Source organism: Enterocloster lavalensis, from assembly GCF_046603895.1.
Lineage (GTDB): Bacteria > Bacillota > Clostridia > Lachnospirales > Lachnospiraceae > Enterocloster > Enterocloster lavalensis.
The window spans coordinates 4,102,538-4,116,050 of record NZ_CP176637.1; the positions used below are offsets into that span (position 1 = coordinate 4,102,538).

9 protein-coding genes are annotated in these 13,513 nt (G+C 53.9%); all 9 read left to right on the forward strand.

Going from position 1 to position 13,513, the window contains the following annotated elements; translation table 11 throughout:
* The first annotated feature begins 3 nt into the window (after positions 1-3).
* Complete coding sequence (locus tag ACK2JC_RS18320; RefSeq protein WP_368272336.1) at positions 4-1,002, forward strand: Gfo/Idh/MocA family protein; 999 nt, start codon at positions 4-6, stop codon at positions 1,000-1,002.
* Entirely contained in the window at positions 995-1,972 is a 978-nt protein-coding gene (locus ACK2JC_RS18325) for a Gfo/Idh/MocA family protein (protein WP_368272337.1), read from the forward strand. The genes ACK2JC_RS18320 and ACK2JC_RS18325 overlap by 8 nt, the downstream gene beginning before the upstream one ends.
* Before the next feature lie 63 nt (positions 1,973-2,035).
* Positions 2,036-2,482 (forward strand): PTS sugar transporter subunit IIA, encoded by a 447-nt coding sequence (locus ACK2JC_RS18330; protein WP_368272338.1) that lies wholly within the window; start codon positions 2,036-2,038, stop codon positions 2,480-2,482.
* Between the two features lie 9 nt (positions 2,483-2,491).
* Positions 2,492-4,396, forward strand: a complete 1,905-nt coding sequence (locus ACK2JC_RS18335; protein ID WP_368272339.1) for a transcription antiterminator — start codon at positions 2,492-2,494, stop codon at positions 4,394-4,396.
* 257 nt (positions 4,397-4,653) lie between these two features.
* The gene (locus ACK2JC_RS18340) at positions 4,654-6,675 is read left to right on the forward strand and encodes a [FeFe] hydrogenase, group A (protein WP_309471928.1); all 2,022 of its coding nucleotides are present in this window, start codon (positions 4,654-4,656) and stop codon (positions 6,673-6,675) included.
* A 518-nt stretch (positions 6,676-7,193) separates the two neighbouring features.
* A complete protein-coding gene (locus tag ACK2JC_RS18345; RefSeq protein WP_320938382.1) occupies positions 7,194-8,642 on the forward strand; it encodes an MBOAT family protein in 1,449 nt (482 codons plus the stop codon).
* Positions 8,643-8,659: 17 nt separating this feature from the next.
* Complete coding sequence (locus ACK2JC_RS18350; protein WP_320938381.1) at positions 8,660-9,694, forward strand: hypothetical protein; 1,035 nt, start codon at positions 8,660-8,662, stop codon at positions 9,692-9,694.
* A gap of 234 nt (positions 9,695-9,928) precedes the next feature.
* Positions 9,929-11,665 (forward strand): DUF5722 domain-containing protein, encoded by a 1,737-nt coding sequence (locus tag ACK2JC_RS18355; RefSeq protein WP_309471939.1) that lies wholly within the window; start codon positions 9,929-9,931, stop codon positions 11,663-11,665.
* A 248-nt stretch (positions 11,666-11,913) separates the two neighbouring features.
* Complete coding sequence (locus ACK2JC_RS18360; RefSeq protein ID WP_368274805.1) at positions 11,914-13,512, forward strand: glucosyltransferase domain-containing protein; 1,599 nt, start codon at positions 11,914-11,916, stop codon at positions 13,510-13,512.
* The last annotated feature ends 1 nt before the right edge of the window (position 13,513 follow it).

Genomic DNA, 13,513 nt, shown 5'->3' on the forward strand with positions numbered 1-13,513 from the left:
CGTATGAAGAAAATCGTAAATTGGGGCGTATTGGGTCCCGGGTTTATCGCCCACAGCTTTGCGAAATGCTTTCCCAAAAGCGGGAAATGCCGTCTGCTGGCGGTTAGCGCCTTACTCAAGGAAGATGCGGACCGGTATGCGGAGACGTTCGGAGTTCCCCGCTCTTACGGGAGCTATGAGGAACTGATCGCGGACAAGGATGTGGATGTTATTTACATAGCGGTTCCCACGGGCGCTCACTACAAATATATCAAGGATTGTTTAAATGGAGGCAAGCATGTGCTCTGTGAAAAGACAATCACAATGAATGCGGCGCATTTAAAAGAATGCGCGGAGATTGCACGGAAAAATCATTTGATTCTGGCGGAAGGTCTGACCAGCGTTTATGAGCCTGTCATGAAAGCCATGAAGGACAAAATTCAGTCCGGTATTTACGGAAAGCTGCACTTTATAACGGTTACCTGCGGCAGCTGTAAGGAGTATGATCCGAACAACCGGTTTTTCTCGCCTGAGTTAGGCGGTGGGGCATTGTTTGATATCGGCTGTTACGCCATCGGTTTTGCAAATTATTTCATGTCCGGCAAGCCGGTGGTGGTTAAGTCGGAAGGCGTGCTGTGCGATACGGGCGTTGACCTCAAGAGTGCTTATGTTCTGAAAAACCAGGAGGATGAGCTGGCCACCGTGCTGATTGCGCTGCGCAGCAAAACAGAGAAGATCGGAATTATTGCCTGTGAGGATGCGTTTATCCGTATCGAGGGATTCATAAGGGCCAATCGAGCAACGGTTACTTATCTGGACGGACGAACGGAAACCTATGAATTCCCCACCAGGCAGCTGGATGCCGAGGTGGAAGCGGTAACCGCGGATATTCTGGCGGGAAATGAAGTGTGCACGGTGTGCCCGGTGGACTACACGATTTCGATTCTGGAAGTTATGGACGAGGCAAGAAGGCAGTGGGGATACCGTTTTCCGTTTGAAAGCGAGGTTGGAGTAAATGGTTAAACTGGCAATTCTGGGGACCGGATTTATCGCAAATATTTTAATGAAGGTGATCCATGAAATCGAGGATGTGGAAGTCTGCGCAGTTTTGGCGGTAAATGATGAGGATGCGGAATCGTTTGCGTCCTCTTACGGAATCCCGAAACGGTATACGGACTACGATAAATTGCTGGACGACGGGGAAATTGAATTTGTGTATGTGGCGCTTCCCAATCATCTGCACTATGAGTATGCCAAAAAAGCGTTGGAAAAGGGTAAAAACGCCATTGTGGAAAAACCGTTTGTGTCAAGCGAGGAGGAAGTGGAGGAGCTGATTGCCGTTGCAAAGGCAAATAAGCGGATGCTTTTTGATGCAACGATCACAAAGTATATCCCGACGTTGGATTCCATGAAAAAGAACCTGCACAGGGTGGGGGAGATTAAGCATGTCACCACTTCGTATTGTCAATATTCCAGCCGGTTCAACGCTGTCCGGGAAGGCAATATTCCCGGAGTATTTACGCTGGAACATGACGGAGGGGCATTGAAGGATTTGGGGATCTATCCCATCAATTTTATCGTCGCTTTATTTGGGAAGCCGGACTTGATCCGGTATTATGCCAATAAGTTGGAAAATGGCTGCGACAGCAGCGGCGTGTTGATTATGCAGTACAAAACGTTTATTACCACATCGCTCATTGCAAAGGACAGCTTTACGGAAAACCGCTGCACCGTGGAAGGGTATGACGGTACGCTGTTTGTGGACGACGACTGTTTCAGGTTTCCCAACCTGCGGTTTAAAAAGCGCGCGGGGGATGAAAGCGAGCAAATCGACCGCCTGCAGGTCAATGGCCTGGCCAATGAATTTAACTGTTTTATGCGGATGTACAAAGACAGAGATTTTGAGGCGTGTTATTACAATCTGGAAAAGACGAAAGTGGTGATTGAGGTCCTTAAGACGGCGGCGGAGTCGGCGGGGCTTGTATATGGCTGACGCGTTTACAGTATGTACAGAATATGCCGTTTGCGGATGGCAGTGAAAGGGATATGAGAGTTTATGGCAGTATTGGAAAAAAACCAGATTATTACAGGGGAGAAATTTGAAAATAAAGAAGCGCTTTTTAAATATGTTGGCAAAATTGCCTTGGAAAATGGTATAATTGATTCTGTGGACGGCTTCGTGGAAGGGCTGTTTGAGCGCGAACACGAGATGTCCACCTGCTTCGAGGATGGAATTGCAATCCCCCACTGCAGAAATGCAAGCGTTAAAACAGCGGCAATATTTATTGTCAGGTCGATGAACGCCGTGGAATGGGACGCCCAGCATAACCAGGCGGATTTTATTGTACTGTTAGCCGTTCCCATGGGGGAGAACGATACGCATATCAACCTGCTCTCATGTGTCGCAAGAAAGTTAGTGGATGAAACGTTTAAGAAGAAGATATTGGCGCTTACCGATGCCGGAGAGCTGTACCTCAGCTTTAACGAGGTCATTACAAAGTAAGGGATTTAAGTGGATAAGCTAAATTACAGATTACAAAAATTATTGCGCGACAGCGGAAAGCCCATGACAAGCGCGGAGATCGCGCAGGCGTTAGGGATAAGCGCGCGAACCGTAAAACGGAAGATATGGGACCTGGACGGGGAACTGCGGCCGTTTGGAGCTTTGATTTCATCGAGCCAGTACGGGTATTCTTTGGAAATAACGGACAGGCGCGCGTACGATTCTTTTGTGAACAAGCAGGCGAGGATTTCCGGGGAGTTATCCATCAACAACGACATTGTGCTGCAGATTATCCAGCTGCTTTTGCTGAAACCATACATCACCCAGGATGAAATCGCCAGAGACGCATTTATCAGCAGAGGAACGGTCAATAAATATATAAAAGAGGTCAAAGCCCTTCTCGAAAAGGAAAAGATTTTCCTGAGCAACCGCCCTCATTACGGCTATTATCTGATTGCCGATGAAATCGATATCCGCAATTATATGATCAGGATTTTTTTCAATTCTGACAGTAACATGGAGCGGAACACGTCGTCTCTGGCGGAGGGCTGTAAGGACTACCCGTCGTTCTACAGCGCGCCGATTAAAACGCTTTATGAGTTTGACTATCTGGAGAGCGAGGCCAAAACGCAAAATCTGGTGAAATATATCCTGGTGATCGCGAACCGGAATCTGTACCATAATTCGATCGGCTCGTTTGAGAGCAAAATCTATGTCTCAAACTCGTCGCGTTTACTGGCGGAAAAGGTTCAGGAGCTGATAAAAGAATACTTCGGGACCGATATCAATCAGGATGAGCTGGTTTATATCTGTTATCTGCTGGGCAATTACGAGCACCATGAAACCGATCAGGCAGAGCACGACGCAGCCTTTTTCGAGCGGATTGTGGACCGCTTTTTGGATGAGATTTACGACGTGTATCAGCAGGACTTTTCGCGGGATGACATTCTCAGAAGAGGACTTATGCAGCACTTACTGACGTCCTATTCCCGCCTTTACATCAATGTCCAGCTGGGGAATCCATTTATCAGCTTTATAAAAACGCAATACATTGAAGCGTACAATTATGCAGTTCTCTGTGGAAATATCCTGCATAATGAGTACAAATTAAAGGTGAACGAAGACGACCTGGCCTATATTGCCGTCCATTTTGGAGCTTCCATTGAACGCATGGAATGCCGGTATGATTACAAGGTGCTGGTGGTATGCGAGAGCGGCTACGGCATGGCGGAATTGCTTAAAGCGAGATTAAAAAGCCGGATTCCCTATTTGAATGTGATTTACACCACATCCCTGAAAAAGCTGCGGGACATGAATCTGGACGATGTGATTCTGATTATTTCCTCGGTTCCGGTTCCGGAAGGGCTTGGTAAGCCTCTGATCATTGTAAATCCTCTGCTGCTGGAGCAGGATATCGGAAAGATAAAGGATTATTTGTCGGACTGCCGGTACATCGAAGAATACAAAAAACTGTTCTCGGAAGAGCTGTTTTATCCCCGGATGGAAGCGGATAATAAAGAGATTTTGTTGGATACGATCTGCGACCGCATGATCGGACGGGGAATTATAAGTGAGACTACCAAGCAGGACATCATAAGCAGAGAGCAGCTCTCCTCCACTGAAATAAACAAAATTGTAGCGCTGCCACATTGTATCGTTGAATCGGGGAACAGGACCAGCTTCGCCATTGTGACTCTCAAGCATCCAATTCAATGGGGGAAAGGGGAGGCCCAGTTGATTTTCTTTGGCGTAATTGCCCGGAACAGCCGGTTTAACAGAAAGATATTCCCCCTGCTGTACAAATTGACAATGGATCTTCAAAAGGTGGAAAGCCTGTGCGGGATAGAGGAGTTTGATCCCTTTATCCAAAAGCTGTTCAGTGATCTGCCGGTGGAATATGATGTAGACGGTTGACCCCATGGCGGTCAGACAGTGTCAACTCATTTGAAATGCATGATTCGGCTAAAACGTCAGCCGGAACATGCATTTCTTTTTTTGGATGTAGTGGGCCGCGGGCACAGCTGTCGGTGGGAAGGAACGTTCCTGGTATTAAATAAATTTTTCTGGAATCAAGTGCAAAAACTACTTGACAAATATAATAATAGTAATTATTATTAATATCAAGAAAGCGTGAACGAACCATACCAATGATAAAAGGAGAAGAGAAACCTATGAGCAAACACTTATCACCCGAGGTACGGGTACCCATCGAGAGAGACAATGTATCGATTTTCCGCGACGAGGACAAGTGCATCAAATGCGGCCAGTGCCGTGACATGTGCCGGGATTACATCGGGGTTCTGGGCCATTACAGCTTAAAGGCCACCGGGGACCGGGCGGTCTGCATCAACTGCGGCCAGTGCGCCAACGTCTGTCCCGTGGGCAGTATTTCCGAGGTGAAGGAGTACCGCCAGGTGGCGGCCGCGATCGCTGACCCGGACAAGATCGTGATTATGTCAACCTCTCCCTCGGTCCGCGCGGCGCTGGGCGAGGAGTTCGGCATGGGCAGCGCTTTTGTACAGGGGAAAATGGTATCCCTGCTGCGCGCCCTGGGAGCGGATTACGTGCTGGACACCAATTTTGCGGCGGACTTAACCATCATGGAGGAAGCCAGCGAGCTGATCGAGCGGGTCACCAAGGGGAGCAAGCCCCTGCCTCAGTTCACCAGCTGCTGCCCGGCCTGGGTGAAATTTGCGGAAATTTATTACCCGGACATGCTGGACCACATCTCCAGCGCCAAGAGCCCCATCGGTATGCAGGGCCCCACGATCAAAACCTATTTTGCGAAGAAAATGGGCATCGATCCCCGAAAGATCGTAAACGTGGCCGTGACGCCCTGTACGGCCAAGAAGTATGAGATCCGCCGCGAGGAGATGAGCGCTGCTGGCAAATATCTGGGCATCGAGGACATGCGCGACATGGACTACGTGATCACCACCAGAGAGCTGGCCCAATGGGCGCGGGAAGCGGAAGTGGACTTTGCCGCTCTGGAGGACGGAACCTACGACCGCCTCATGGGCGAAGGCTCCGGCGCGGGCGTGATCTTCGGCAATACCGGAGGCGTGATGGAAGCCGCTCTGCGCACCGCCTACGAGTACATCACCGGGGAGAAAGCGCCCCAGGTGCTCTACCAGCTGGAGCCGGTCCGCGGCCTGGAAGCGGTCAAGGAAGCCAGCCTTCAGGTGGGGGATCTCACCGTCAACGTGGCGGTCATCTTCGGAACCGCCAATGTCCGCAGCTTCATCCAGCGCATGAAGGAAGGCGGGAAGCAGTACCACTTCGTGGAGGTGATGACCTGTCCCGGCGGCTGCATCGGCGGAGGCGGACAACCCAAGGACAAAGAATTTGAGGGCGACGCTCTGCGTGCAAGGCGGATTGAAAGCCTGTACGGCCGCGACCGCTCCATGGCAGTCCGCACCAGCCATGAAAACGAAGAAATCAAAGAACTCTACCGCGAGTTTTACGGCCAGCCCCTCAGCGAACTGGCGGAACAGCTGCTCCACACCAGCTACGAGGACAAGAGCCGCGAACTGGGCGACCCGTCCCTGGCCGCTGCAGCGGAAGAAGAGTCCCCCTCCTCCAACCAGTCCGAAAATACCGGAAATGCAAAGAACTCCGCCGCCCCGAACGCTTCTACCGCCACTACCACCCGCCGCTTCATCTGCCAAATCTGCGGATACGTGCACGAGGGCGACAGCGCCCCGGACCAGTGCCCAGTATGCAAAGCGGGGCCGGACAAATTCACAGAGCAGAAAGCCTCCATAAGCTGGCCCGCCGAGCACATAGTGGGCGCAGCGTCCGGAGCCCCCGAGGACATTTTAGAGGACCTGCGCGCCAACTTCTCCGGCGAGTGCTCCGAGGTCGGCATGTACCTGGCTATGAGCCGCGTTGCCTTCCGGGAAGGTTACCCTGAGATTGGCCTATACTGGGAGCAGGCCGCCCTCGAAGAAGCAGAGCACGCCGCCAAATTCGCGGAGCTTCTGGGCGAGGTCGTCACAGCTTCCACCAAGGAAAATCTGACCCTACGCGCAGCCGCCGAGAACGGCGCCACCGCCGGAAAAGCCGATCTGGCCGCCCGCGCAAAAAAGCTGGGTTTCGATGCAATCCATGACACCGTACATGAGATGGCCAAGGACGAGGCGCGGCATGGAAAGGCATTTGAAGGGCTTTTAAAGAGATACTTTGTCCTCTAAATCTGAAAGTCACACCCAAAAACATCCAGGAAAGGCCAGAGGGATCCCCCACCCTCCGGCCTTTCCTTATTTTTAACCAACAAAACTGAAGGGAAAAAGCACCATCGTACGCAGGCCAGGAAGCGCGTAGTGGGTGAGAGGCAGGGAGATGGGGAGGCAGGTGACTATTGTAGCGGTTCGGAGAGTCTTAGGCAGAAGGGCGCGGAAAGGGGGGATTGTGAAGGGCGTTCAACGCCCGCAACAAAGCGTAGGCGGAGGGGCCGGCATCAGGCCGGCGCCGGAGCTCGGAGCGGTGCCCCCCTTTCCGCGTCATTCTGCCTTAGACTCTCCCACCGCGGAAACCGGAACCTGCCTCCCCATCTCCCTGCCTCTCACGAACGCAACCCCCTCCCTCCTCCCCACCTTCAAAAAAAATTTCCCTCCCCATTTTCTTGCCCTCCCCATCCCCCTGTAGTATAATAAATCCCATACAAACGATAACCTGCCCCCTCAAGGCAGAAAATCCCGGAGGCCCCACCGTGCTGTTCAACTCCTTATCCTACGCAATTTTTCTCCCCATCGTATTCGCCCTATACTGGCTGCTTCCCCACCGGCATCGCTGGTGGCTTCTTCTTGCCGCCAGCTATTACTTCTATATGAGCTGGAACGTGCGCTACGTGGCGTTAATCCTGTTCACCACCGTGATTTCCTACGCCAGCGCCATACTCCTGGAGCGGACGGACGCTCCCCGGCAGAAACGCCTGATTCTCACCGCCGCCCTGGTGAGTTGTTTTGGCGTTCTCTTCGTGTTCAAATACTTCAACTTCGTCAGCCAGTCCATCAGCGATCTCTGCCGTGCCGTCTCCATTCCCATGCACCCGGTGACGCTGAAGCTGATGCTGCCGGTTGGAATCTCCTTTTACACCTTCCAGACCCTCAGCTACGTGATCGACGTCTACCGCGGCGAGATCCGGGCGGAGCGGCATTTCGGCGTTTACGCCACCTTCGTGTCCTTCTTCCCCCAGCTGGTGGCCGGACCCATCGAGCGCAGCAAAAACCTGCTGCACCAGATCCGGGAGGAGCACGTATTCGACTACGACCAGGCGGCCTACGGCATGAAGCTTATGACCTGGGGCTTCTTTAAAAAGCTGGTGGTTGCCGACAACCTGGCCGTGTACGTGGACCGGATTTACAATCAGATCCATCTCTACCAAGGCCTTTCCCTGATGGTGGCCACCGTGTTCTTCGCCTTCCAGATCTACTGCGATTTTTCCGGATACTCGGACATCGCCAAGGGCACGGCCAATCTCTTCGGCGTGAAGCTGATGACCAACTTCAAAAGCCCTTATTTCTCCACGTCCATCAAGGAATTCTGGAGCCGCTGGCACATTTCCCTGTCCACCTGGTTTCGGGATTACGTGTACATCCCCCTGGGCGGCAACCGGGTGAAAAAATCCCGGCACTATTTCAACCTGGTGGCTACCTTCCTGGTCAGCGGCCTGTGGCACGGCGCCAACTGGACCTTTGTGATCTGGGGCGGAATCCACGGCGTTTTGCAGGTAGGAGAGCAGGCCCTGGGGCTGGTGAAAAAGAAGCCGGAGACCGGGGAGCGCCACGGCCTCAAATGGTGGCTGAATGTGATCGGCGTGTTCATCATCGTCTGCCTGGCCTGGGTGTTTTTCCGGGCCAATACCCTGGACGACGCATTTTACCTGCTGACCCACATGTTCTATGGCATCGGCGATCCCTACCTGTACGCGGTGCAGGCCTGCGTGGACATGAACATCTGGATCGGCCGGGCCGCCGTGCTGGCGCTCTACCTGGTGATCCTCATGGCCTACGACTACGCCTCCCTCGGGCGGGATGTGATCGCCTGGGTGGGAAGCCGCAGGGCGGCGGTGCGCTATCTCGTTTATTTCGGGCTGGTGACCTTCATTATTTTTAACCGCTCCATTACGGAGTCGGCATTTATTTACTTCCAGTTCTGATTTGGAGGATACGAACGATGAAACGATTTCTGATCAAACTTCTGCCGTTTGTTATATGGATTTTTCTGCTCATGGTGGTGGTGCCGGTGGCAATAGACCCCTACAACGTATTCCATGTGGAGAATATCCGGGACAACGGCATTGAACCCAATAAGAACTTCCTGAAAACCGAGTATGTGATCCGCCACCCGGACCGGTTCGACGCCTTCCTGTTCGGCTCCTCACGGGTGTCCTCCATCCACTCGGACCGGATCGAGGGCTACCGTTGCTATAACATGACCTACTCCGAGGGCGTTCCCAAGGAGCATCTGGAGAATTTACAGGTCATGCTGGAACACGGAGTCCGGCCGAAAATGGTTTTGGTGGGAGTTGACAGCATTTCCTACATGATCGACCCGGCCATTCACGAGGACAACCGCCTGCGCTGCCCCTACCCCATGACGCGGGAGGAGAAAAAGGAGTTCTATCTGCAATACCTGGAGCCCATCATGGCGGTGGAATCCTTAAAGACCACGTACTTTGAGCCGCGGGTGGTGGCCTACGACCAGAAGATTTACGACGTGGGCTGGACTCTGGACTACGGCGTGGAGTCCCACACGGACTGGAGCAAGGCGGAGGCGGACTGGACCGTACAGTACGCAAACCGGACGCCCCAGGCCCTGGAGGAGATCCGCCAGCTCAAAGAATTGTGCGATGCCAACGACATTGAACTGGTAATTTTTACCAATCCCATGCATGTCCTGACTTATGAAAAGGCCGTGGAGAACGGCTACCGGGATTTCCTTTCCGGGCTGGCACAGGTGACGGATTTTTATAATTTCAGCGGGATCAACGACATTACCACCAACAATGACAACTACCTGGAGACCAGCCATTATATGCCCCAGGTGGGCGACCGGATGCTGGACGTGATGTTCAAAGGTCAGGCGGATGAGCGCCTGCTGGAGCAGGGGTTCGGCTATCGGGTGACCTGCGGCAACTGCGAGGAATTTTTGCGGAAATATGTGGACGGCGCGGGGCAGAACGGAGATTTGGCCATGAACCTGTATTAAACAGGCGGACAGAGCATATGAATCGAATACAGGCTGTACCGGAGCTAAGCGGCGCCGGTGCAGCCTGTTTTTTGACCTTGAAAGGGGAACGGAAGAGCGGGAGGCGGGGGTGTATGCGCACGGCGGACAGATGGGAATATTCACAATACCGTAATAAAAACTTTATTGTCTCAGGAACGGAAATGGGGTATTATGTAAACGTTACTAGTTTTAAGATGCGGAGGTAAAATATTGATGAAAAAAATGTTTGGCGCTGCGTTGGGGCTGTTGCTTACGGCTGCGGTCTGCGGCGCAGGTACGGTGACTGCCTGGGCGGACGTGACGGATGGGACCGCAGCCGCGGGGGAGACCACTGCCGCGGAGGAGACGGCAGCCCCTGAGAAACCGGAGATACAGGTGAGCGCACAGATCAATTCCTGCACGGTCACTTCTGATAAACAGAATATCCATATTACGGGGAGCAGTAGCGGGGACCCGGTGGGCACGGACGGGAATATTTACATGTTCGAGTTGCAGCCCTACGAGAGCGGAATCGGGGACCGGCGGGATTACCTGTGGAAGACGTCCGTGGGCCAGGCCATCGATTTCACCCTGCCTGCCAACTGGAGCAAAAACTCCCCGGACCGGCTGTACGATTCCTACGTGGCGGCTGTGTACGACGGCGAGAAGTTTGTGGAGGTCAGCGCGCCCCACTATGTGACGAATCCCGAGGTGGTGGCGGCGAACCAGAAGCCTTTTAACGCTGCTCTGACCAAAAAGGGCCTGCGCATCCAGATCGACATGCTGGACGACGCCATGGACCTGGGCGTGAAGCACGCGGGCACGGACATTATGTTCCAGCAGATTCTGGGCGAGGGCATCACCTACGAGTACGACGGAAAAATCTACCATTTCAGCGCGCCGGTGATGGCCGATTACGACCGGACCATCAGCGCCCTGTCGAACAAGGGCATCAGCGTCACCGCGGTGATCTTAAACGGCTGGAGCGACAACACGCCGGATCTGGTTTACCCGGGAGTCAAAAAGACGAGCAGCGCCTACCACTATATGTTCAACGTGGCTACGCCTGCGGGTTACGAGCAGACCCGGGCCATCGCCGCCTTTTTGGCGGAGCGCTACGACGGCTCCAACCCCAACTACGGCAAGGTGTCCAACTGGGTGATCGGAAACGAGGTGAACAATCAGAAGGACTGGAACTACATGGGGCCCATGGACCTGACCAACTACGTGCGGACCTATCTGAAGGCGTTTCGGGTATTCTACACGGCCATCAAGACGGCCAGCGCCAGCGACCGGGTGTACATTTCCCTGGACTACAACTGGAACAACGAGATCGACGGCAAACTGAAATACGGCGGCAAGAATATTGTGGACTCCTTCAACTCCATCGCCAACGTGGAGGGGCAGTTCGACTGGGGGCTGGCCTACCACCCCTATCCCTATCCCATGACGGAACCGGAGTTCTGGGACGACGACCAGTCCGGGCTGGTGACCAATGACTTCAACTCGCCGATTATTAATTTCAAGAACCTGAACACACTGACCGATTATTTCGCCCAGGAGACCCTGCGGACCCCGGCGGGGCACGTGCGCCACATCATCCTGACCGAGCAGGGCTTCACGGCCAAGAGCCTGACCAGGGGCGACGTGCCCTACATCCAGGCGGCGGCCTTCGCCTACTCCTATTATCTGGTGGACAGCAACCCCTACATCGACGCGTACCTGCTGAGCCGCCAGGTGGACGGCCCCGCGGAGGTGGTGCTGGGGACGGCCCAGGGCCTGTGGGAGTGCGATTTGAACCAGCCCAACCGGATCGTGGCCACCAAACGCCGCAAAATCTGGGAGGTGTTTAAAAATATCGACAAGAAAAACAGTACGTTGGAATCGACGGAGTTTGCCAAGTCCATTATCGGGATCGACAAGTGGTCCGACGTGGTGCCAAACTTCAAGTGGAGAAGTCTGGAGAATTAAATGATTTAAAAAACCAATACGGCCGGTCCGCGGCAGCCCCTGGGGCACGCGGGCCGGCCGCTTTTTGCGGACCGCCGGAGGAGAGAAGGTTGAAATTGATATTTGGGCCGTGTTTGTGGTATCGTATGAACACTTGACGAGGTCTTTCCGAGTCTGGTGAGAATACATGCCGAAACACTTAGTGAGGTCTTTCACGAACTTAGTGTTTATGGTACAATTACGAAAACGGATTTAAAGGGGAGACAAGGATGAGAGCTGGTTTGAAAGAGGAACTGAACGAATTTTGGCGGGAGTACCGGAGGTTTGCCTGGGCGCTGGGGCTTGTGATTCTTTTGGTGTACGGCGGGCGCGTCATCCACGACGATTTTTTCCTGGACAGCGAGATCATGATTCTGAATCCGGAATCCATGTGGTATCTGTGGATGGGAAGCAACCGGTTCGGCATGGTTGCCACAAGCCGCATTTTCGGGCTGCACCGCCTCAGCCCCTGGATCTCCAATGTGCTGATGGCCTGCACCATGTGGTGCTGCGGGATCACGCTTGCGTTCTGCGCGCGGGAGTGGACGGGGAAATGCCGCCGTTACCGTGTCTTTACCCGGCTGTTTCCCATTCTGTTCGTCACCGCTCCGGTATTTGTGGAGCAGTATCTGTTTGTTTTACAATCCTTTGAGATAAGCTTTGGGATACTGGCGGCAATTTTGGCGGCATTTTGCAGCGACCGGTTCTGCCGCAGCGACGGGTTCTGCCACGGCGGGCAGAGCTGGTTTTGGGGGATTTTGGGACTTGTTTTGCTGGTATGGTCCTTCGGAACCTATCAGGCTATGGTGCCGTTATACATCTGTCTTGTGCTGACCGCGTTCTTTCTGGGGTATCTGAACGGAAAGGCAGCCACCGCTTTGCGGTACGCGCTGTGCCAGGTCTGTTTTTTTGCGGCGGGTATTGCCCTGTATCTTGCGGCGGTCTGGGTAACGCGGCGCATGAGCGGCACGGATTCCGTCTATGTGTCGGGCATGGTGAGGTGGAAGATCGACGGCGGTTCTGCCGGTTTAACGGCGATCCGGGACAGTATGAAAAATATTTTTATGAGCACGTCCGTGTTTTACCGGAAATACTATACCCCTGCCATGGTGCTGTGCCTGATTCAGGCCTGCTGGTACGGTTGGAACAAGAAGGATGGCGCCGGCAATTTTTTGTGGTTCCTGCTGGGGGCGGCGCTGCTGATTCTCTCGCCATTCTACATCAATATCGTGACGGGATCGGCCCAGCCGGTCAGAACGCAGCTGGTTTACCCGATTACGTCGGCGCTGTTTCTGGCGCATCTGACGGTTCTGCCGGAGAAAATGCCGGAGGCGGCAGGATTTTTGCGGAGCGGAGGCCGGGCGCTTGTATCCGCTGCCGCGGCGGTGTGCGTGTTCTGCGGCGCAAGGCAGGGAATGGCCACCGCGCAGCTTTTTCAGACCTCCTACGAGGTGTACCGCAACGACGTTTTGACCGCGGTCAGAATGTATCCGGACATATGCCGGGTAGCGGACACGGACAGGATTCAGGACACCGCGGTGATCTTTACCGGAGGGAAAAGCGCCGGAATCAAGGGTCCCGCGGTGCTGGGAGAATTGGCCGGGCGCTCGATGTTTGAGGCGGAGGCCCACACGCCGGTGGGGGTATCGGCCAGAGTGGGGCGTCTGTTCACCATTTTGGGCATGGACATGCAGGTGGTGTCCGGGGACCCGCAGCTGTACCTGCAGGCGACGGAGTACATGGAGTCCGCTCCGTCATGGCCGGCCCAGGGCAGCATCCGGAAAATGGACGACATTGTGGTTGTGAAATTGTCGGATTCCACGGTTTAAC

Excerpts from the sequence above, each read along its gene's own strand:
- ACK2JC_RS18320 (WP_368272336.1), top strand. The coding sequence starts at position 4 with ATGAAGAAAATCGTAAATTGGGGCGTATTGGGTCCCGGGTTTATCGCC.
- ACK2JC_RS18325 (WP_368272337.1), top strand. The coding sequence starts at position 995 with ATGGTTAAACTGGCAATTCTGGGGACCGGATTTATCGCAAATATTTTA.
- ACK2JC_RS18330 (WP_368272338.1), top strand. The coding sequence starts at position 2,036 with ATGGCAGTATTGGAAAAAAACCAGATTATTACAGGGGAGAAATTTGAA.
- ACK2JC_RS18340 (WP_309471928.1), top strand. The coding sequence starts at position 4,654 with ATGAGCAAACACTTATCACCCGAGGTACGGGTACCCATCGAGAGAGAC.
- ACK2JC_RS18350 (WP_320938381.1), top strand. The coding sequence starts at position 8,660 with ATGAAACGATTTCTGATCAAACTTCTGCCGTTTGTTATATGGATTTTT.
- ACK2JC_RS18355 (WP_309471939.1), top strand. The coding sequence starts at position 9,929 with ATGAAAAAAATGTTTGGCGCTGCGTTGGGGCTGTTGCTTACGGCTGCG.
- ACK2JC_RS18360 (WP_368274805.1), top strand. The coding sequence starts at position 11,914 with ATGAGAGCTGGTTTGAAAGAGGAACTGAACGAATTTTGGCGGGAGTAC.